At 39.7% G+C, this 21,401-nt stretch carries 21 protein-coding genes; 1 reads left to right on the top strand and 20 read right to left on the bottom strand.

Translation table 11 applies throughout. From position 1 onward, the window contains the following. Positions 1-2: 2 nt before the first annotated feature. The 19 genes from purR to trpS all read right to left on the bottom strand — a co-directional run bounded on the left by purR (position 3) and on the right by trpS (position 18,117). A complete protein-coding gene (gene purR / locus FFM59_RS04530) occupies positions 3-845 on the bottom strand; it encodes a pur operon repressor (RefSeq protein WP_137601861.1) in 843 nt (280 codons plus the stop codon). 209 nt (positions 846-1,054) lie between these two features. Next, positions 1,055-1,843, bottom strand: coding sequence for a metal ABC transporter permease (locus FFM59_RS04525; RefSeq protein ID WP_137601860.1), 789 nt, complete (start codon positions 1,841-1,843; stop codon positions 1,055-1,057). Then, a complete protein-coding gene (locus FFM59_RS04520; protein WP_225420291.1) occupies positions 1,843-2,520 on the bottom strand; it encodes a metal ABC transporter ATP-binding protein in 678 nt (225 codons plus the stop codon). Before FFM59_RS04520 ends, FFM59_RS04525 begins: the two co-directional genes overlap by 1 nt. Before the next feature lie 114 nt (positions 2,521-2,634). Continuing rightward, entirely contained in the window at positions 2,635-3,165 is a 531-nt protein-coding gene (cysE, locus tag FFM59_RS04515) for a serine O-acetyltransferase (protein ID WP_137601858.1), read from the bottom strand. A gap of 20 nt (positions 3,166-3,185) precedes the next feature. Further along, positions 3,186-4,346: a trans-sulfuration enzyme family protein gene (locus FFM59_RS04510; protein WP_137601857.1), complete on the bottom strand. Its 1,161-nt coding sequence runs from the start codon at positions 4,344-4,346 to the stop codon at positions 3,186-3,188. Between the two features lie 24 nt (positions 4,347-4,370). Further along, positions 4,371-5,285 carry a PLP-dependent cysteine synthase family protein gene (locus FFM59_RS04505; RefSeq protein ID WP_137601856.1) on the bottom strand — a complete coding sequence of 305 codons (915 nt, stop codon included), beginning with the start codon at positions 5,283-5,285 and terminating at the stop codon, positions 4,371-4,373. Between the two features lie 252 nt (positions 5,286-5,537). After that, positions 5,538-6,389: a 4-(cytidine 5'-diphospho)-2-C-methyl-D-erythritol kinase gene (gene ispE, locus FFM59_RS04500; RefSeq protein WP_137601855.1), complete on the bottom strand. Its 852-nt coding sequence runs from the start codon at positions 6,387-6,389 to the stop codon at positions 5,538-5,540. A gap of 158 nt (positions 6,390-6,547) precedes the next feature. Next, positions 6,548-6,826: a Veg family protein gene (locus FFM59_RS04495; RefSeq protein ID WP_137601854.1), complete on the bottom strand. Its 279-nt coding sequence runs from the start codon at positions 6,824-6,826 to the stop codon at positions 6,548-6,550. An 87-nt stretch (positions 6,827-6,913) separates the two neighbouring features. Then, complete coding sequence (rsmA, locus tag FFM59_RS04490) at positions 6,914-7,807, bottom strand: 16S rRNA (adenine(1518)-N(6)/adenine(1519)-N(6))-dimethyltransferase RsmA (protein WP_137601853.1); 894 nt, start codon at positions 7,805-7,807, stop codon at positions 6,914-6,916. Next, positions 7,800-8,369, bottom strand: a complete 570-nt coding sequence (rnmV, locus tag FFM59_RS04485; protein WP_137601852.1) for a ribonuclease M5 — start codon at positions 8,367-8,369, stop codon at positions 7,800-7,802. Before rnmV ends, rsmA begins: the two co-directional genes overlap by 8 nt. A gap of 1 nt (position 8,370) precedes the next feature. Continuing rightward, a complete protein-coding gene (locus FFM59_RS04480; protein ID WP_137601872.1) occupies positions 8,371-9,138 on the bottom strand; it encodes a TatD family hydrolase in 768 nt (255 codons plus the stop codon). Positions 9,139-9,481: 343 nt separating this feature from the next. Beyond that, positions 9,482-11,503 carry a methionine--tRNA ligase gene (gene metG, locus FFM59_RS04475; RefSeq protein WP_137601851.1) on the bottom strand — a complete coding sequence of 674 codons (2,022 nt, stop codon included), beginning with the start codon at positions 11,501-11,503 and terminating at the stop codon, positions 9,482-9,484. Between the two features lie 135 nt (positions 11,504-11,638). Next, positions 11,639-12,478, bottom strand: coding sequence for a DUF72 domain-containing protein (locus FFM59_RS04470; RefSeq protein WP_137601850.1), 840 nt, complete (start codon positions 12,476-12,478; stop codon positions 11,639-11,641). A gap of 12 nt (positions 12,479-12,490) precedes the next feature. Beyond that, complete coding sequence (locus tag FFM59_RS04465) at positions 12,491-12,808, bottom strand: hypothetical protein (protein ID WP_137601849.1); 318 nt, start codon at positions 12,806-12,808, stop codon at positions 12,491-12,493. 54 nt (positions 12,809-12,862) lie between these two features. Continuing rightward, on the bottom strand, positions 12,863-13,561 hold the full coding sequence (locus FFM59_RS04460; RefSeq protein WP_137601848.1) for an NAD-dependent protein deacylase: 699 nt from the start codon (positions 13,559-13,561) through the stop codon (positions 12,863-12,865). 5 nt (positions 13,562-13,566) lie between these two features. After that, on the bottom strand, positions 13,567-14,520 hold the full coding sequence (locus tag FFM59_RS04455) for an IpaB/EvcA family protein (RefSeq protein ID WP_371858077.1): 954 nt from the start codon (positions 14,518-14,520) through the stop codon (positions 13,567-13,569). Next, positions 14,517-15,761 (bottom strand): hydroxymethylglutaryl-CoA reductase, degradative, encoded by a 1,245-nt coding sequence (locus tag FFM59_RS04450; protein WP_137601847.1) that lies wholly within the window; start codon positions 15,759-15,761, stop codon positions 14,517-14,519. Before FFM59_RS04450 ends, FFM59_RS04455 begins: the two co-directional genes overlap by 4 nt. Before the next feature lie 14 nt (positions 15,762-15,775). Continuing rightward, positions 15,776-16,714: a Ppx/GppA family phosphatase gene (locus FFM59_RS04445; RefSeq protein WP_137601846.1), complete on the bottom strand. Its 939-nt coding sequence runs from the start codon at positions 16,712-16,714 to the stop codon at positions 15,776-15,778. 386 nt (positions 16,715-17,100) lie between these two features. Then, the gene (gene trpS, locus FFM59_RS04440) at positions 17,101-18,117 is read right to left on the bottom strand and encodes a tryptophan--tRNA ligase (RefSeq protein ID WP_137601845.1); all 1,017 of its coding nucleotides are present in this window, start codon (positions 18,115-18,117) and stop codon (positions 17,101-17,103) included. A gap of 306 nt (positions 18,118-18,423) precedes the next feature. On the opposite strand from trpS, the gene helD reads away from it, so the two are divergent. Further along, positions 18,424-20,694, top strand: a complete 2,271-nt coding sequence (helD, locus tag FFM59_RS04435; RefSeq protein WP_137601844.1) for an RNA polymerase recycling motor HelD — start codon at positions 18,424-18,426, stop codon at positions 20,692-20,694. Between the two features lie 157 nt (positions 20,695-20,851). Here helD and FFM59_RS10020 read toward each other — a convergent pair whose 3' ends face one another. After that, positions 20,852-21,007 (bottom strand): hypothetical protein, encoded by a 156-nt coding sequence (locus FFM59_RS10020; RefSeq protein ID WP_170175931.1) that lies wholly within the window; start codon positions 21,005-21,007, stop codon positions 20,852-20,854. Positions 21,008-21,401 lie beyond the last annotated feature (394 nt).

The following is a 21,401-nucleotide window of genomic DNA, read 5'->3' as shown; positions in this document are numbered from 1 at the left end:
ACCTATTTCTCCATTCCTGATCCAAATACTGTATTAATAAAATTACCAAATTCGGCTGAAATTGTTTGATTGTTCGGATTAACTGCATTGACTTTCACTAATGACGTGAAGTCATCTACCAAGCGATTACCACTAAATTCACCTTCAGCAAACACCGTCATACCAACTAAATGTGCTTCAAATTCATTAATTAACGACTTCATGCCGTTTAAGGTACCGCCGCCCTTCATAAAATCATCGACAACAAGCACATTGGCGCCTCGCTTCAAACTACGCCGTGACAGTTCCATTTTTTCAATCCGCGTCGAAGATCCAGAGACGTAATTAACACTAACCGTTGAACCTTCCGTAATATGTGAGTCATTTCGAACAATCACAAATGGAACATTCAAGAATGTGGCAACACTTTGCGCAATCGGAATTCCCTTCGTGGCAACTGTCATAACCGCATCCACTTCTTGATTTAAATATTGGGTGGCAATCAACCGACCCACCTGACGCAAGACATCTGGGCGACTGAGTAAATCAGACAAATACACATAGCCCCCAGGTAGCAAGCGGCTTTCATCGTTAACTTCATCAACGACCCGTTGTAAAAAGCTTTCCGCTTCTTCCTTAAGCATGTAGGGAATAAAGCGTGCCCCACCTGATGCTCCAGGTAAAGTTTCCAAAATTCCAGTCCCACGTTCTTGAAAGGTGCGTTTGATAATTCCTAAATCTTCACTGATAGAAGACTTAGCAGAGTCATATCGTTCGCCAAAAAATTTCAAGGATACTAGCGTACGGGGATGTTCTAAGAGGTATCTAGTCATATCTACCAAGCGATCGCTACGTCTGATTTTCATTTCAAATTCCCTTCTAAATCACGTTATTTTCATTAATATAATACCATAAACGTTCGTGTTTTAGGCATTATTAACTGGATAAGTTTTCTATTTGTAACAATTTAATGTAAATAGTCTCTAGGTATGATAATCAACCAGTTTTGTTTCGACAAAAAAAGATGAATCAGCAAACTCGGCACGTCGTTTGCTCACTCATCTATTCTAAATTATTAACTTCTTTTGTACCAAATTAACCCGATTAAATAAAAAATTACTTCGATTGTGGCAATAAAGAAACTGGTTGGCCAATTAGTTAAATACCCCAACGTAATTCCTAGCCAGGTGCCGGCAACAGCAAAACCAATCGATAACGCAATCATCGAACTGACGCTGTGGACAAAATAACGAGCACTCGCCGCTGGTAATGTCAGCAAGATGAAGATTAATAATGATCCCACAATTTGTGCGGCCACACTGACACTTAACGCCAGCATAATCAAAAAGACAATTGAGATAATGGCTCCGTTAATCCCATTGACTCGTGCCCCAACTGAATCAAACGAATCAAACTTCAATTGGCGATACATCAATAACGTGACCACAGCCACGACAATTGACAAAATCACGACTTGCCAAACTTCACTCAAGCTAATGCCAATGACGCTCCCAAATAGGATGCTAGTGGCCGAAGTGGCACTTTTATCAGACAGTGCGATAAATAATATACCTAACCCTAAAAACAGCGCTGACACGGCGCTAATAACATTTTCACGTCTAGCAGAACGCACTCCTAATTGTCCCACCATCGCAGAACTCAGCACGGTAAATAACAGCATTCCGTTCAATGCTGGCCAACCTATGAACAATCCAAACGCAGCTCCCGCGAAGCCAATTTCAGCAAGTGTATGGGTTAAAAACGACATTCCACGGGCAATGACAAAAACTCCCATCATGCCACAAATTATCGAGATAAATGTTCCCGCCACTAACGCGTGACGCATAAAATCAAAACTTAACATTAAACTTTCTCACTTTCCGAGATCACGAGTCTGTTAATTGGGCCCGTGGTGTATTCTTGTTGCTTGGTCATCAACAGATAACTGTCGGAATATCTTCTGGCCAGTGGTAAATCATGTGTAATAAAAATGACACTCGTTTGATTTTCTTTTTGAAATTTGACGACTAACTTTAACAGTTCTTGTTTCATTTCAACATCTAAACTGGCGGTGGATTCATCTAAAATTAATAACTTGGGCGAATTTAATAAAGCTTGCGCTAAATACGCACGCTGCTTTTCACCACCAGAAGCCTGCCCGAGTGGACGATTAGCAATTTTCATCAAATCTGTTTGTTTTAAAATTGAAGTAACCTTAGCTTTTTCATTTGGACTGAGCCAAGGTAATTTACTATCTCGTAAGTTTAAACTCACAAAATCACGGACCGTAATTGGATATTCTTCATCTAAATTACGTGACTGTGGTACATAACCGATGTTATGCGCAATTGAATTATCGGCAAAGTCAATCTTGCCCGCCCGTGGCTTGAGAATGCCTAATAAGCTTCTGACCAAGGTGGTTTTCCCGACCCCATTTTCACCGATAATTGATAAAAATTCCCCTTGGGCTAATTTAAAACTCAAATCTTTAATAATGTTAACTGGACCGTATGAGGCCGTTAAGTGACTCACTGTAAGTATATCGTTGATAATGTTGCCTCTTTCTCAAAAGCTAAATTGTAATGATTACCATTTAACTAGTTTACACAAACAAGTTACTTTACGCAACAACAAAAAAGAGACTTAATAAAGTCTCTAAATATTTTTGCCAACCGTATGAAATTTCAGTTGTTGGACTTGCGCACCAGGATTGCCCACAACCGTTGTATTTGATAATACATCATTAATTACAACGCTCCCAGCACCAATTTTGGCAAATGAGCCAATTTCGATATTGCCTAACAACATGGCGTTTGCGCCAATGAAGACGTGGTCATGCACTTGTGGATGACGTTTACCGTCAACCACTCTGCGAGAACCAAGTGTAACCCCATGTAAAATGGTGACATAATCTCCCACTACCGCGGTTTCACCAATCACCACTCCGGTCCCATGATCAATAAACACATGTTGGCCGATTTTAGCCCCCGGATGAATTTCGACCTGCGTCATTTGCTTGCCTAGATGCGCTACAAGGGCAGCCAGTAAATAGCGATGATGACGATAAAGCCAATGACTCACCCGGTAATAGGCTAAGGCGTGAAATCCGGAGTAAGTCAAAATTACTTCCCAAGTGCTACGCGCAGCCGGATCACTATTCATAATGTATTTTGCTGCTGAAAACATTGTTATCATCCTGACTTCAACTAGTTATTAACGGTTTGTGTAGATAAACTAGCTAATCCTTTTTTGACATCGGCAATCAAATCTTCTTCATCTTCAATTCCAACGGATAAGCGAATTAATTCGTCTTGAATTCCCTTTTTCAATCTTAATTCACGAGGAATTGCTCCATGGGTCATAATAGCTGGAATTTCAATCAAACTTTCAATTCCACCAAGACTTTCTGCCAGTGAAATCATATCCAAGTTCTCAATGAATTGTTTTGGATCTAAACCAGGTTGTAGTTCAAATGAAATCATGGCACCAAAATGTTTCATTTGCTTCTTAGCAACTTCATAACCAGCAAAATCTGGGTCCCCTGGATAATAGATTTTGGCCACCCGTGAATCGTTTTTGAGCAAGTTCACAATTGCTTCAGTATTTTCATGGTGAACACGCATCCGTGCTCCTAAAGTTTTAATTCCACGTTGTAATAACCAGCTGTCGTCAGGTCCAAGCACGCTCCCAATTGAGTTTTGCAAAAAGGCCAACTCTTCTGCAATTTGTTCGTCATTCGTAATTGCTAACCCTGCCACCAAGTCACTGTGACCGCCTAGATATTTAGTGGCCGAATGAACTACCACATCTGCCCCTAAAGCTAATGGGTTTTGGTTGTATGGAGTTGCGAAGGTATTATCAACAATTGTTTGTAATTGATGTTGCTTAGCAATTTTCGAAATTTCCTCAATATCTGCAATTTGTAATAAAGGATTAGTAGGTGTTTCAAAATAAATTGCGACCGTGTTATCTTGCACCGCTTTTTCAACGGCTGATAAGTCTTGCATATCAACGACCGTGAATTCTAAACCGAAACGTTTGAGTACTTTGTTAATCAAACGGAATGTTCCACCATAGACATCGTTACCGACAATGATGTGGTCCCCTGCTGAATACATGGAGAATGTTGCATGAATTGCGGCTGAGCCTGAAGCAAAGGCAAAGCCTGCAATCCCTTGTTCCAAATCTGCGACTAAGCTTTCTAATGCATTTCGCGTTGGGTTACCACTCCGTGAATATTCCCATTCTGGTGTGCCCCCAACTACTTTTTGATGGAAGGTTGATGCGCGATAAATGGGCATGGAAACAGCTCCGGTTGTTGCGTCTTCGCTAATTCCGCCGTGGATTAATTTTGAATTGAATTTCATGATTGTTGCCTCCGAATAATTTTTTTATTTTTGATAGATATTTTCACTTAAGTAACGTTCACTGGAATCTGGAAAAATGGTCACAATGTTGGAACCTTCTGGTAATTCTTGAGCTAACTCTAGGCTAGCTGCTAGCGCCGATCCACTGGAACTGCCGATAAACAAGCCATAATAACGGGCCATATCTCGAACTTGTTTAAATGCATCATCGTCACTAATCATTTTGATTTTATCAGGTTGGACATCTTTGAAAAATGGTGGAATAAACTCAACCCCAATTCCTTCAGTCTTATGTGAATGAGGTTGTCCACCATTCAAAATCGATCCTTCTGGTTCAACCACAGTCGTGATTAAATCAGGATACACTGACTTGAGTCCTTTGGCGGTCCCTGCAAAAGTTCCACCGCTACCAGCTCCAGCGACAAACGCATCAATTTGTAAATTGTCTAAATCAGCCAAAATTTCTGGGGCCAAGGTACGTTCATACACATCGGGATTATTTTGATTTTCAAATTGTAATGGCACAAATGAATTAGAAATGTCAGCGGCCAATTCCTTAGCTTTAGCAATTGCACCCTTAATGCCCTCGCTAGAAGGAGTATTAATAATTTCCGCTCCTAAGGCAGCCATCAACGTTTGTTTTTCAAAACTGAATTTTTCAGGTACCACTAACTTAACTGGTAATTTATATTTTTGAGCGGCCAGTGCAACCCCAATTCCAGTATTGCCAGCAGTCGGTTCAATAATCGTCGTCCCCATGTTGATATGACCTTGTTTAATACCATTTTCAACTAATGACATCCCCAACCGATCTTTAATGCTACCGCCTGGATTGAACATTTCTAGCTTAGCGTAGATTTGACTGTTATTTGGTGTTGGAACGTGGAGCTTCAGTAGTGGTGTGTGGCCAATTAATTCATAAACGTTTTTGACTAACATGTGTAACTTCCTTTCTGATTGAGGACAAAAAAAGACGCTGACTTCAGTTTTGAAGTAGCGTCTTATACGATTTATCCCGATGTAATTGAATGCTAGTTTAAATAAATTTAGGCATGACAATTAGTGGGTCGCATAAGACGCGATCCACAACAACATACTTCTAAAAATGTGTTGTTTGCTAAAGTCATTTAAAATACCTCCAATTGATTGAACTAAGATTACCCTAGTTGGGTTGTGCTTGTCAAACATTTTTTATAAAGATCTAACCAAATAGACTTCACTACAGAATCCTTTTAAGCTATTTGTCAGTCGTTTCGCCCTTGATAATTTCTCACAGACAGCAAACATTGTGGGGCCCGTACCGCTCATTTGCGCTGCGTCAGAGCCAATTTTCATCATCTTGCCCTTCAAGTGATCAATCTCTGGATATTTGGCCGCAGTGATTGGTTCTAGTACATTACCCATTGATGCAAAAATATTTTCAGCATCGCCAGAATTGATGGCCGTAACTAACTGGTCAATTTGAATATGTTGAACTGATTCATAATTAATTTGTTTCAAAATCATGGGCGTGGAAACACTAATTTTTGGTTTGGCCACGACGATTGGATAATGCGGGAAGTGTTCTATTGGGGTCACAATTTCGCCATGTCCGGTCACATGTGCCGTTTGACTATAAATACAATACGGGACATCAGAGTCAATTGTCAGCGCTAATTTGGCCAATTCTTTATAAGTTAGTCCAAGGTTCCAAATTTTATTGAGTGCCCGCAACACCGCCGCTGCATCAGAAGATCCTCCACCAAGTCCGGCAGCAACTGGAATTTGTTTAGTAATTTGAACGATTACGCCATCCGTTTGATGAAATCGCGTACGTAAAATGTGCACGGCTTGATAGGCCAAATTTCGTTGGTCGTTGGGGAGAAAACCGCTGTTGGTATATACTTTGATTTTATGAGTTTCTTGCGTTGTTTCAACACTGACATAATCCGCCAAATCGATGGAGGTCATCACCATATCCCATTCTGGCGATTTATCCGCATAGCGTCGTGGCGTATCCAATCCGAGATTGATTTTGGCCGGTGCTTTTTCAATGATTTTCAATTGGACACGCCTCCTTATTTTTGATTTGAAATTATTATACTAATTATCAATATCAACGACAATTAATTTAGTTTATTCTTCATTATACAAAAAAATCTCCATTATTTAACTAATAAAATGAAATCACTTTATTAATTAGATAAATGGAGAAGTTCAACCTACTCTACATCCTCTGTATCTTCGTCCGTATCTTGATGATCTTCAAAGTTGAAGTCAATTTCGATATTCTTGGTTAATAGATCAGTATAGCTATATGAAACCCGTTCAAAGGCGTTTTCGTCTTGATTCAAGTTTACAATGAACACAGCTGGATATGTTTCGCTCAAAACGCCGTGACGTTTTGTAATTTTTTTCCGACCTGCTTGTGCAATAACGACGACTTCATCGCCAACACGTTGGTCGAGCTCTGCTTTAATGCTAGCTATTGTTACTGGCATCCTATTCACCTCACTAAATGATACTATACGCTCATTTGGCCAGAATTGCAAATTTTACCACAACTGTTTTAAATGTGCAAGGAATTTCTATCGTAAATCTCGTGATTCCAGCGCATTTGATAGTTGAACAAATTGTTCAAGCGATAATTGTTCAGGTCGAATTTGCGAGTCAACACCAATTTCATCCAGTGCTGCTTGCATTTTTTCACGAATTTCAGGTGTTTTACCATATAAAGTTTGCAAATTATTCCAAAGACTCTTCCGACGATGTGAAAAACAACCTTTAATAAGACTAAACATCGCTTTTTCATTGGTTGGCTCGATTGGCAAGGCAACTTTGCGTGGTTCCAAAACAACAATCGCTGAATCAACATTTGGAGCTGGCACAAAGACATTACGTGAAACTTCAAAGGCAATCTTGGCATCCATTTCATATTGGACAGTCAAAGAAAGGGCTCCATATGCTTTGACCCCAGGATCAGACACAATTCGTTGAGCAACTTCTTTTTGCATCATAACTGTAATTGATGACCATTTGATTTCTGATTTCAATAACTGCATCAAAATTGGCGTCGTAATGTAATATGGTAAATTAGCGACTACTTTGATTGGTGCTGAAGGATCCGTAAATTTTGTCTGGATTAAATCAGGTAAATTGGCTTTCAACACATCTTCATTCAGAACTTGGACATTATTATATGGATCCAAGACCTCATCTAAGACATCCATCAACTGAGTATCGATTTCTAAGGCTAAAACTTCACCACCAGCAATTGCCAGTTGTTCGGTTAAAGCACCAATTCCGGGACCAATTTCAATCACATTATCTGCCGGCGTAATTCCGGCTGCTTCAACAATATTCTTCAAGACATTTAAATCCGTCAAGAAATTTTGTCCTAATGCCTTTTTAGCTCGAAGCCGATATTTTTCTAAAATCGCCCGGGTCCGGACTGGATTACCAACTGCTGGAATTTCACTCATTTTTTTCCTCCTGATTCAGTTGGTCTATCCCCGACTGAAATTGTACTTTTGTGATTTGAAATAAATTTAACCGTTTTAACATTTGCTTTCCATTGCCATAACCAATACCAAGGATTTCACCTAACCGTTCACGACGATGACGCGCATTCGTGCCGCTGGTCAAACCAGCCTGACGCAAATCCGTGACTTCTATTTCACTCGGAAATTGACCGTCGCTTTGCGTATACACGCTTTTGAGCGCCTCACGGATAACTGCGGGACTCGCATGTTCAACACCTAGACTACCACCAGAAACGGTCGGTACGCCTTCTTTTCGCTTAATAAAGGCATGTTTAACCCCTGGGATAGCCGCCGAAATCATTTTTCTGATTCGTTCACCGTTAAAATCCGGATCCGTAAAGACAATTAATCCACGTTTAACTTGCAGCAGCTTTAATTTTTCAATATCTTTAGACGACAAAGCAGACCCGTTTGTTTCAAACGTGTCTGCGTCAACTGCCTGAGCTATTCTCTTTGTATCATCCTTGCCTTCAACGACCAGGATCTCTTTTATTTTTTGCATTTTACTTCCTAAATAACTTGGTGGCATTTTCAAACGTGATATCACTAATTTCATTATTAGTCATGCCACGTAGTTCAGCAACTGCCTGGACAACAAAATGAGTAAAACCTGGTTCATTTTGCTTACCACGATATGGCGCTGGCGTTAAATATGGTGCATCAGTTTCCACTAACAATTTGTCTAATGGCGTAGCAATGACAGATTCATGAACTTCAGTAGCATTTTTAAAACTAGCAACACCACTGTAAGAGATATGCATCCCCAAATCCAAAAACTTCTTCAGCCATTCCGTCGTCCCATTAAAACTGTGCATTACGCCGCCAATATCACGAACATCCGCCGCTTTTAATATGTCATACGTATCTTCAAACGCATCACGATCATGCACTGAAATTGGTAAATGTAAGTCTTTGGCGATTTGGACTTGCCGCTTAAACGCTTCTTTTTGAACGTCATGAGGGGTTTCTTTCCAATAATAGTCCAGTCCCATCTCACCAACGGCAACCACTTCAGGGTCTGCCAATTGTTCAATTAAGATTGTTTCTTGTTCAGCAGTAAAATCCTTTGCAGATTCTGGATGCCAGCCAACAATCGCGTGAATATTATCATACTGGTGAGCGAGTTCAATTGCTCGCGCATTTAAAATCGTATCTGAACCAACGACATTCATTTCATTAACCCCGAAATGTTTTGCACGGGCCATATATGCCGGAATTTCATCCCAAAAAGCATCGTCATTTAAATGCGTATGCGTATCATAAATATTCAGTTGTTCTTCATGGTTATAAATTGCCAACTTAAATCTCCTTGTACATTTTACTCAATTTCGTGCTGAACGAGGTTTTCAGCACCTTTTTTATTTGGGCTTCAATACCTCAACCCTCTCTCCTAACTACAAATAATTTCACCCTTCTGAAGTTCGAAGGCTTTATTATTTCTTCGTTAGTGCTCGAGAGCTAACCGAGGTTTTCAGCACCATTTTATTCGGGCTTCAATACCTCAACCCTCTCTCCTAACTACAAATAATTTCACCCTTCTGAAGTTCGAAGGCTTTATTATTTCTTCGTTAGTGCTCGAGAGCTAACCGAGGTTTTCAGCACGTTTTTATTTATTTATTCTACACCGGATCCATTGACTAATGAATCAGGGACAGTGACAACAGTCACAACACCATCGTGTTCAGCTGACATAATCATGCCTTGACTCATTTCACCACGCATTTTACGTGGTTTCAAGTTAGCGACAATCAGCACTTTTTTATTCAATAACACTTCTGGTTCTGGATACCATTCAGCAATTCCAGAAAGAATTTGACGCCCGTCTTCTGATCCGTCATCTAGTTGGAACTTCAATAATTTATCGGCACCTTCAACGTGGCCAACTGCCTTAACTTGAGCGACTTTCAACTCTACCTTGTCAAAGACATCAATTCTGATAGGTTTCTTACCATCAGCATCTTCTTCGGCATTAGTTTGAGCAGCCTTCTTAGCTTCTTCCATGGCAGCACGTCCTTTTTTCTTTTCATCAGCAGTCATTTTATCTTGAATAAATGACACTTCTTGTTCAGTATCTAGGCGTGGGAAAATAGGAGTTCCCTTTTCAACAACCACCGCACCAGCTGGAAAACCATTAAAGGTTAAATCTTTAATATCTAAACTGGTATCTTTGACACCTAATTGGCGTAACATTTCAATGGGTGCATGAGTCATAGTTGGTTGTAATAAGCCAGCGATTACTCGTAAGCTCTTAGCCAAATTACCCATCACAGCAGAAAGAACATCCTTTTTGGAATCATCTTTAGCTAAAACCCATGGTTCGGTTTCATCAATATATTTATTAGCGCGAGCAATCAATTTCCAAACTGCCTTTAAAGAATCGGCAAAATGCATATCATCCATTAATTCTTTGAATTCAGCAATTACATCCGTGGCGGTCTTTTCAAGGTCAGCATCAAATTCAGTTGAAGCTGTACTATCAACTGTCACTTTACCGCCTTCATATTTGTTAATCATCGCAATTGTCCGGTTCAACAAATTACCTAAATCATTAGCTAAGTCATAATTGACTTTGTCGACGAAATCTTCTGGTGTGAAAATTCCATCATTACCATAAGGCATTGCCCGTAGTAAATAGTAACGCATGGCATCAAGGCCATAACGAGCCACTAAGGTTTCTGGGTAAATCACATTTCCCTTAGACTTCGACATCTTGCCGTCTTTCATCAAGAGCCAGCCGTGTCCAAAGACTTGTTTAGGTAATTCTAGACCAAGTGCGTGTAACATAATTGGCCAGTAAATCGTGTGGAAACGAACAATTTCTTTACCCACCATATGAGTACCAGGCCAGTATTTTTTAAACTTACTGTCGTCGTTGCTGCCATAGCCTAACGCAGTAATATAGTTAGTTAAAGCATCAATCCAGACGTAAATTACGTGCTTTGGATTACTCTTAACTTTAACACCCCAATTAAAGGTTGTCCGTGACACAGCCAAGTCTTCGAGACCGGGTTTGATAAAATTATTAATCATTTCATTCATCCGAGCTGCAGGTTGAATAAAATCAGGATGTTGTTTGTAGTAATCTAACAACCAGTCGGCATATTTACTCATCTTAAAGAAATATGACTCTTCTTTGACAAGTTCAACATCGTGACCAGAAGGAGCTTTCCCACCAATTGTCTTGCCATTTTCATCTTTGTAAACTTCAGCTAATTGAGTTTCCGTGAAATACTCTTCATCAGAAACAGAGTACCAACCTTCATATTCGCCAAGATAAATGTCACCTTGAGCTAATAATTGTTCAAAAATTTGTTGCACAGCAGCTTCATGATAATCGTCAGTTGTTCGGATAAAGTTCGTGTTTGAAATCTCCAATAACTTCCAAAGATCTTTGATACCAGCTGCCATTTCATCTACGTAAGCTTGAGGATCTTTACCGAGTTCTGCGGCCTTTTCTTCGATTTTAAGACCATGTTCATCAGTTCCTGTTAAGAACTCTACATCGTAACCCATGAGCCGCTTGAAGCGTGCCTCTGCATCACAAGCGATTGTTGTGTATGAATTACCAATATGTAATTTCCCTGATGGATAATAAATTGGTGTTGTTAAATAATATGTTGGTTTGTTGTCAGCCATATGAGGCCATCCCTTCTACTCACAGTGTGAAATTTAATAATAAGTTTAAGTATAGCAAAAATGATAAGAAAATTCGACCAGTCTTAACAGTAATAGCGCATTTAAACACGTTTTTCTGAATTATCTCGCCTCAATTTAAAATAAATCGAGTTGTTGCGGTGGCCTTGGTGCCAAATTAGCAAAATGTACATCCAGCAGTTGCTGCAATTCAAGTGCGTTCCCAGCGGCCGCGTGACCACCATTATTATTGAAAATCACACATACATCAGTGGCACCACTCGTTTGAATTTTCGTGGCTAGTTGTCGCAGTTCTTCAGTCGAATAACGATAATTGGTTCGTTCTTTGCGCCATTGCATCCCCGAGTCCTGCCAACCATGCTGATTCTGACCATGTAATCGCACAATTTTGGTTTGAGCATTCAAAATAAAGTCAGCCGAATTGGTCAATCCGCGTGGTTCATCCACAGCCACCAAATCGTACTTCAAATCAGCAAAGAATTCTTCTAGTTCCGGCAAAATGGCATCATCAAACCAAGTCATGTTTCTAAATTCAATCGAAATCGGCAAATCAGCCATCAACGACCGCAAACGCATTAGGTACTGAATATTTTCGTGAGTTGCATTAAACATCGGTGGAAATTGAAATAAGATTGTTTTTAGTTGATTGGTCGCTATCAACAACCTCATCCGCTGATTAAAATCGCGAAAAATTTGTTCACGTTCAGCTTCAGTAATCTGTTGATCCAAATCTGGATGCATTGTCATTTCCCGATTGGCCTTCACGATAAACTGAAAGCTCGTCGGCACTTGTTCAACCCAATGTAAAAAAGTCGATTCACTTGGTACTCCATAAAAAGTTGTATCAATTTCAACCACAGGAAAAACAGCGGCATATTCAGATAGCTGAACGGGCCGCTGTTCGTCATTTATTAAATTAGGATGGTCACTCCACGTGGTGAGTCCAATTGTTATCAAATTAGTTCTCCATCAATAAAATAATTTTACTTTTCGCTGTTCTGCATCAGTTAAGTCACCGTCTAGTTGTTCGGCTAACTCACGACCAGAACGGCGATAACTACGCTGCAATAATGATAGGCATAAATTTATCACTGATACCAAAATGACGATAATCAGTGCATTACTTTGTGTAAATTCTCTTCCAAAGAAAGTCATCACATCCCCTGAAATCAAGATACAATACGTTAGGTAAATAAAGAAAAAGTCCGATACAACTTGTATGCTCTTAACTAATAGTAGCTGATTAGCTAATCTGTTAATTGATCCAATAATAGTTTCTCGTGACATAATTATCACCTCTTACTCTTATTGTAACGATTTCAAGCAAATAGTTAAAGTATTTCACACAGTCAAATCATTGAAAAATTCGACTGCATCCTGTTGCACCATCGTAAATGGAAAGCTAAATTGTAGCGGCTGCTGGTTTACGGCCACGACTTGCGCACTCCGATTCCGATAATCCAATAAACCCGCAAATGGATAAACCCGCATCGACGTACCGACAATCACCACCAAATCTGCTTCTTGCAAATAATCTAGCGATTGTTGAATATTATTTTGATTAATTCCTTCGTCGTACAACACGACATCTGGACGTAATGGGCCACCACAACCTTGGTGAATCCGGCTCGTTAAATAGTCATGCCAATCAACTGACTGGTGACATTTTTCGCAATAGACGTTAAACAAATTACCATGAAAATCGACCAGATTTTCAGTTCCGGCAACTTCATATAAATTATCAATATTTTGCGTAATCACTGCTGCTTTCCCTTGTTGCGTTAATTGTGCCTGTTTGGTATGAATAATATTTGGCTTTGCTTCAGGGAAATATAAGTTGTCCTTGGCGAATTGATAAAAGCCATCTGGGTCAGATTCAAAATAGCGATGGCTCAAATAATATTCCGCATTTTTATCCTTAGTATACAAACCATTTGCCGAACGAAAGTCGGGAATGCCTGACGCCGTTGAAACTCCGGCACCTGTTAAAAAGATAATCTGTTTTGCGTTGTCAAATAGTTGTTGAATTTGCTGTTCCACAACAATCACTTCCTTACGATATAAGGGACATTCAATTCATCTAATAATTCTTGTACGGTTTTATCATACATCTTTTTAAAGAAAACATCTGAGTCTTTCTTGGGTGGATTTACGACAAACGAATTTTGTCGATCACTCCGCTGTAACGCAATATAAGCTTTTTCGCCAGTTTCTTTGTTAGTCATTTCTGAATGAAATACTTCAAATAACTGCCGTGTGTCCAACCGTAATTGGCGTTCACTTAACACGGTTGATAGCGTCGTAAATTCAGTTGTATGCAATGCTGGTAGACCCCATTGATTCAGCTTAACATCAAATTGTTTGAACAGTTTCACAATTGCCCGACGCATCGTAAATGGTGAATCAATTGGCTTAACCATCAAATCCGCATACATTTCTTGGGCAGCTTTGTAAGCCACTGGATAAAGTTCCCGCAAATGCGCATCAACCGTCGATACGTGGTCGCCCATAAATACTAGCGTATCCAATAAGGTCAACAATCGTAGTGTACGCTCATCATCAGGTTCAGCCGTTTCAGGTGTGAGCGTGGCATCCACTCCTTTGATATATAATGCTTCAATTTGGTCGTCAATCAGCCCATGTTTCCGTTGTTCATCTACCACAATCACATGCATCGCCACGTCATACAAATCAGTCGCCATAATCATCAATTGTTCGTCTAATCGTTCATCCCCAAATGACACTTGAAAGAATATCTGGGGAAAACCTTGCATAATCATCATCAAATGCAGTAGTTCATGTGACGCCGTGTAATCTGGTGCAGTGATATCAGTCACCGTAATTTCAATTCCGCCTTGTAAAGACTCTTGTTGAGCTTGGTCATGGCGGATATAACCAACTTTTTCATCCCCAAAATGGACTAAGACCACTCCGGGATACATTTGATTAACTTGATCTAATAATTCTTGTGTTGTTTGGTTTAATTCAGTTGCCATCATTGTTTTCCTCTCATAACTGCTAATTCTTGAATTGCGATTTGTTGGTCTACTCTAGTCAACTTGCTCAGCCGCTCAACTAATGGATTCACTTCTGTGGCTTGAGCGCCAATTTGGATGGCCAATGCACGATATTGTAGACGCATGTGACCAGCTTGAATTCCTTCACTAGCCAACGCTTTTAACGCCGCCAAATTTTGAGATAATCCAACACTGGCAATCACTTGAGCTAACTCTGAAGCAGTCTTAACTTTTGAAATTGTCTGATTTAATTTAACTGTAGGCACGATGCCAATTGACCCGCCTACAACACCAACGGGTAATGGTAATGTGATGGTGCCGAATAGTTTCTTATCCCTCACGGCCCATTTAGCTAGACCTCGATACTGTCCATTCTGCGCTGCATATGCGTGGGCTCCACTTTCAATCGCACGCCAATCATTGCCAGATGCAATCACTGCCGCGTCGATACCATTCATGATACCTTTATTGTGGGTCGTCGCACGGTATGGGTCGATTTGAGCTAAATGACTCAGCTTAGCAATTTGTTTAGCAACTGTGCTTCCATTTTCACCCAAGTTTGCAACCGGAATCTCACAGGTGGCTGTTTGTAAACTTTCGGTCGCCAAATTGGTTAGGATTGCGGTTACTACTTCATAACCTTGATTGAGCAGCCATGCCTTAACGGCTTCGCTCATCGTATTCACAACGTTGGCTCCCATGGCCTCACCAACATCAATCAATATCTCTAACGACACAAACTCGTCTAACTGTCGAATTCGTAGCGACTTCGCCCCAGCTCCACGTGCTAGCATCGATGGATGAGCATCGTTAGCAACTTTTATCAGTTCAGTTTGATGGGCTAATAACCAAGTTTTGGTTTGTTCAAAATCATCGATATTTTCCAAAACAATTTGGCCAATCATTTGTCGTGATGAAGTTGGCGCCACAAAGCCACCGCTTTGACTGACAATCTTAGCAGCATGACTAGCCGCTGCAATCACGGACGGTTCCTCAGTCACCATTGGTACGGTACATTCACGCCCATTAATCACAAAATTAAGGGCCACCCCTTCTGGTATTTCAAAATTGGTGAGATAATTTTCAATCATCTGAGAACTCCAAAAAGAAGTGTGCGCCTGTAACTGCTCCACTTCTTCCTGAGATAAATTTAATTGTTGTTGAATTAATTGTTGTCGTTGCGCGACAGACAATTTATAAAATCCACTTTGCCAAGCAGCCATTTAACTACCTCGAACTACTTCTTGCCAGCTGAATCTTCACTACCTTGAATGTACTCAGCAATGACACCTTCACGGACACCACTTTCGGAGAAAATGACGCGGCCATCACTGTTGCGTTGTAACAAACTAACTAACGGTAGCATTCCACCAATAATAATATCCGCACGGTCTGGTTCCAAACCAGAAATCTTTTTCCGCTGTGCTAAATTTTTATTTAATAATTCACGATAAGTCGCATAGACAGCTCGAGCTGATAATTGATACCCATGAATGCTCCCGCGACCTTGGCGTTTGTAATTACGACTCATCCGAGCTAAGGTCCGGTTGGCTCCGCCCAATAACACGATTGGAACGTGACTAGCATACTTTAACCACGGAATCTTGGTCAGCCGTTCATTAACCGAAACCTGTGCTTTAAACAAATCTGCAGCTTTAACATAGCCACCGAGATGAAATTGCTCTGATAAGTTCACGGCCCCAATTGGGATTGAAATTAAATTTCGAGCCTTTTTATGTTGCACCAAAATTAATTCGACACTGGCACCACCAGTATCTAAAATTAAGCAATGATCCATTTCTAATGTTCGAACTACACCAAGGTAATCATAATAAGCTTCCTTGGCACCAGTAATAACTTGTAAATCGATACCGGTTTCTTTTTTGACACGCACTAAAAATTCTTTTTGGTTCTTCGCTTGTCTCACTGCAGCAGTGGTAATTGCCCGGACTGTCAAATTGGGCAATCCGACGTACAGTTTGGTAAATCTTTTTAACGCAGTAATCGTGCGATCCATAGCTGCAGGCTGCAGCATTTTTTCTCGTCCCATACCTTCTGAAATACGCGAATCTTCTTTCACGCGTTTCACTTCACGGTATGTACCATCGGCTTGAATTTCCGTAATCGCCATTCTAACAGAGTTGGAACCCAAGTCGACAATCGCTAGATTCTCCAAAGTTTCACCTCCCGTTATTTTGTTTTATTTTCTCTCATAATAAATTCTCTTATATCATACCATTTCACACCGCAATGCACACAAAAAAAATCACATTAAATTGTATTTATGCAAAGAAATTTATGTAAAAAAAGTCGTGATGTAATTTATTTTCATTTACATCACGACCAAGGAGAGCTTATTTAAATTTGTGAGGCGTACTTTCAAAATTGTTTCTAAAACGTGCTTTAGTAATCAGACATCTCCGAATTACTGCAGCGTTCAATTTTGAAAACGTGCCTTAACCATCATTTCTCTCACCTAGCTACGATTATTTCGATTACTTAGCCCGTAATCATTCAATAATCTAGGCTATTGCTCGAGCAATTACCGATGGTTTCAGCACTCTATTTGAAATAATTGATTCCCATTGCATCTTGAACTTCTTCAAGTGTTTGGTTAGCGATAATATTGGCTTTTTCTGAGCCTTCGCGAAGGACTTGATAGACATAGTCCATATTTTGTTCGTATTGAGCACGGCGTTCACGAATTGGTGACAATACACCTTCGAGAACTTCATTTAAGTAACGCTTAATTTTGACGTCACCTAATCCACCAGCTTGATATTGATCCTTTAATTCAGCAACTTTAGCTTTGTCCGTATCAAAAATATCAAGATAAGTAAACACGGTGTTCCCTTCAATGTGACCTGGATCGCTGACTTGTATGTGCAATGGATCAGTATACATTGACATCACTTTCTTTGAAACAGTGTCCGCATCGTCTGACAAGTAAATGGCATTGTTCAGTGACTTACTCATTTTGGCATTACCATCTAGCCCTGGAATGCGTCCTTGTCCCTTCGTTGGGAAGTATCCTTCAGGTTCAACCAAAATATCTTGGTTATAAGTACGATTAAATGAACGCACAATTTCGCGGGTCTGTTCCAGCATTGGTTCTTGATCATCACCGACTGGCACTGTATCTGCCTTAAATGCTGTAATATCAGCAGCTTGACTGACTGGATAAATAAAGAAACCAGCAGGTACACTTTCGCCAAAACCTTTTTGAGCGATTTCTGATTTAACCGTTGGATTACGATTCAAACGAGCAACTGAAACTAGATTTAAATAATGCATTGTTAATTCGCTCAATGCAGGAATTTGTGATTGAACTAATATCGTAGATTTTTGAGGATCAATCCCGACAGCTAAATAGTCTAGCGCAACTTGTGTAAGACTGTTACGAATTTTTTCGGGATCACGGGCATTGTCAGTCAGTGCTTGTTGGTCAGCAATCATGATAAACGTGTCGTAATCACCTGAGTTTTGCAGTTCAACACGGTTCTTTAATGAACCAACGTAGTGACCAATATGTAGCTTACCTGTGGGACGATCACCTGTTAAAATAACTTTTTTTGTCATAATTTTCTCCTTTTTATACGAAAAACGCCCCATTGCAAGATTGCAATAGGACGCCATTCGCGCGGTACCACCTAATTTGTAGTCATCTGACTACCACTTTACCCTTACGGCGGGCAACCATTTAACCAATTCGCGTTTTGGAAGTTCTCACACCAAATCAACTTCTCGCTGGACTCACGCTACTAAATTCAATATTAATTTTACTGATTTATCAGTCAAATGTAAAGCAATTTTCTAAGCTCAAAACTTGTTTTAATCAAGAAAACAGCATACAATTAATAGACTTATTTAAACGGAGGTTCTTTTGTGACTGAAAATAATGAACGACAACAAGAACAAAAACGAGTAGATTTCGTTATTGAACAAATCGATGATCAAATCAACGAAGCCAAAGCAGCGGTTGAAACGGCCCATAATGAAACTCGAGCCGTTGAAAAAAACTATAGTGCGAACGCTTCGGTCAACTTGTATGAAATTGATGATGCGATGGACACGAATGTTCAAATCCAACAACAACGACAATTGGTGGCCCGGACAGTTGAAAATGAAACGATTTTAAAACGCCAATTAACCACGCTACAAGAATTACAAGGTTCACCCTATTTTGGAAGAATTGATATTAAAGACGACGGTGATTTCGAGACTGAATCGCTTTACATTGGTGTGGCCTCATTAATGGATAATGATCAAACCGATTTCTTAATTTATGATTGGCGCGCACCAATCTCTGGAATCTATTATAACGGCTCATTAGGCAAGGTTAAATATCCAACCCCCAATGGTCCGCAAAAAACAGAACTGACCAAAAAACGGCAATTTACCATTAACGATGGCAAAATTACCAACATGTTTGATACTAACGACACCGTTGGCGATGAGATGTTGCAAGCTGCGTTAGGTTCACAAAATGACCAATTGATGCAAAATATCGTGGCCACGATTCAAAAGGAACAAAATGACATTATTCGTGATACGACTAGTGATTTACTACTCGTGCATGGTGCTGCCGGGAGTGGCAAAACTTCTGCCATTTTGCAACGAATTGCTTATTTACTTTATCATAGCCGTGCATCATTAAATGCCGACCAAATCGTGCTTTTCTCACCCAATCGATTGTTTAGTCATTACATTTCTGAAGTGTTACCTAGTTTAGGTGAACGTAACATGCGCCAAGTCACCTTTGCTGAATTTTTAACACGGAGATTTGAAGGACTCACAGTCGAGACGTTATTTGAACAATACGAGGCACAGCATGGTACTCCATCAGCCGTCCAGGAATATTTAGAAAGTCCGCAAGTTATGCAACAGGTCGAAGCTTATACAGCCCAGTTAACAGCTGAAAACATTGAATTCATTGAAATTCAATTCGAAGGTCAACCTTTCTTCCATGAAAGTCATATTCGCCAAACTTTTGCGACTAATCCTGAAAATATGAGTATCGCTGATAAAATTTTGGCCACCAAAAATGCGCTGATTAAAGAACTGAAATTGCGAATTAAGGAAGCTGCCACGGCAACGTGGATTCAAGATGAATTAGAACAACTCCCCACTGATCAATTACGCGATTTGTACGGTGACCGTCAATCGGATGATTTCGATTATGAAGATGAACAACTAGAATATTTAGGTAATCGATGGGCAACCAATCGATTACGCGTCGTCTACGATGCTATTTATAATAATCATTTTATCGATAGTTACTCGCAATATCGTGAATTTTTAGATCAGTTAAATGTTGCTGGTATTGATTTTAGCCAGGCTATTTCAGATTATGATCACGCAATTGAATTCCACCAAATGCCATTTGAACACTGCGCACCTGCGTTATATTTACGCGATTTAATCACAGGTTCGGGGCAAAATCGTCAACTTGAATATGTATTTATTGATGAAATGCAGGACTACTCGGTCGCCGCATTAATATATCTAAAGCACATTTTCCCTAAAGCAAAATTCACGGTTCTGGGTGATAGTGAACAAGCACTCTACTCTGATATCGAAGAACCTGAAGTGTTGTTATCACGCTTAAGTCAATCACTGAATGCAAAACGAACCAACTTAATTTCGTTGAATCGCAGTTATCGTTCAACAACTGAAATTACTAATTTTGCTAAATCTATGTTACCGGATGGAGAAAAAATCATTCCATTCAGTCGCCATGGTGAATTACCTAAAGCGATTGAAACACGTGATGAAGTGGCCTTTAATCAGCAACTGAGCCAAGAAGTCTCACGCTTGGCCGGCAAATACGATACCATTGCTATCTTAACTCGGACAATGGATCAAGCAAACCAAGCTTATCGTCAGTTACGACATCTTCAAGGCACTAAATTACTCACTGCAAATGACCGAGTGCTCCCAACTGGGATTTTAGTAATGCCAATCTACCTAGCTAAGGGATTGGAATTTGATGCTGTTATTGCGTATGATGCTTCTAAAAATAATTATCCTGATGCACATTCTGCGGGTATTTTATACACCATCTCATCTAGAGCCATGCACGAATTGACCTTAATTAGCTTAGGTTCACTTAGTCCCATCGTGGCAAATCATCGTTCATTAATTTCTGAACAGTAAAAAAGGCATCCCTGAAGTGAACCCCCGAGATTGTTGTCCAATCTCGGGGGTTCACTTCAGACTGGATGCTTTTTTAGTCAATAAAATCGGAATAGTGCATTGACTGTGTTTGATTATCACTGCCAGTTTCTGGAGAAGTTGACAGATAGTGAATCGTTTATGTTTTGTGCTTGTTTGGGGTTTCCAATTCATGCACCGTCCCAATTACATCGTCATGGATTACATTTTGCTTTGCTGTAACCATGTCAATCCCTTGATTGATTAAAAGTATCGTTGCAATTGTGATTGTGACAAATAGAATTATTTTTTTCATTTGAATCACTCTCCTCAATTCGATAACAAATTTCTTATTTTTTCTATCATGATTATATATGATGTCTTTATATTATGCAAACGATAAGATATCTATATTTACTCGATTTATCAATAATTAAGGTGACTTTAGCGATTAAATTAGGATTTATTTACGTAAAAGTGCCAAAAATAATATTATTTCTGGATTGGTATTTATCGTAGTATAATATATATTATTAGAATATTTTACACTATTACATTAATTTTAGTCACAAAAAACTCTCTGAGGATGTCGCTACGCTCCATTCCTCGTAACCATATCAAGAAATAAAACTCCCCTCAAGATTTATAATAATCTTGAGGGCAGTTTTTTGTTGTTCATCGTGTGTTTATTGGTACCTCGCAGTCCGTAC

This window comes from Paucilactobacillus nenjiangensis, from assembly GCF_005405445.1.
Lineage (GTDB): Bacteria > Bacillota > Bacilli > Lactobacillales > Lactobacillaceae > Paucilactobacillus > Paucilactobacillus nenjiangensis.
Note: the sequence above shows the minus strand (reverse complement) of the source record. Positions and strands in the feature narration are given on the sequence as shown.

Coding starts and splice junctions, on each gene's coding strand:
- FFM59_RS04455 (WP_371858077.1), bottom strand. CDS start 14,520: ATGATGGCAACTGAATTAAACCAAACAACACAAGAATTATTAGATCAA.
- FFM59_RS04495 (WP_137601854.1), bottom strand. CDS start 6,826: ATGCCAGTAACAATAGCTAGCATTAAAGCAGAGCTCGACCAACGTGTT.
- FFM59_RS04525 (WP_137601860.1), bottom strand. CDS start 1,843: ATGTTAAGTTTTGATTTTATGCGTCACGCGTTAGTGGCGGGAACATTT.
- rnmV (WP_137601852.1), bottom strand. CDS start 8,369: ATGCAAAAAATAAAAGAGATCCTGGTCGTTGAAGGCAAGGATGATACA.
- FFM59_RS04505 (WP_137601856.1), bottom strand. CDS start 5,285: ATGTTAGTCAAAAACGTTTATGAATTAATTGGCCACACACCACTACTG.
- FFM59_RS04450 (WP_137601847.1), bottom strand. CDS start 15,761: ATGGCTGCTTGGCAAAGTGGATTTTATAAATTGTCTGTCGCGCAACGA.
- metG (WP_137601851.1), bottom strand. CDS start 11,503: ATGGCTGACAACAAACCAACATATTATTTAACAACACCAATTTATTAT.
- purR (WP_137601861.1), bottom strand. CDS start 845: ATGAAAATCAGACGTAGCGATCGCTTGGTAGATATGACTAGATACCTC.
- cysE (WP_137601858.1), bottom strand. CDS start 3,165: ATGTTTTCAGCAGCAAAATACATTATGAATAGTGATCCGGCTGCGCGT.
- rsmA (WP_137601853.1), bottom strand. CDS start 7,807: ATGAGTGAAATTCCAGCAGTTGGTAATCCAGTCCGGACCCGGGCGATT.
- FFM59_RS04465 (WP_137601849.1), bottom strand. CDS start 12,808: ATGTCACGAGAAACTATTATTGGATCAATTAACAGATTAGCTAATCAG.
- FFM59_RS04510 (WP_137601857.1), bottom strand. CDS start 4,346: ATGAAATTCAATTCAAAATTAATCCACGGCGGAATTAGCGAAGACGCA.
- FFM59_RS10020 (WP_170175931.1), bottom strand. CDS start 21,007: ATGAAAAAAATAATTCTATTTGTCACAATCACAATTGCAACGATACTT.
- trpS (WP_137601845.1), bottom strand. CDS start 18,117: ATGACAAAAAAAGTTATTTTAACAGGTGATCGTCCCACAGGTAAGCTA.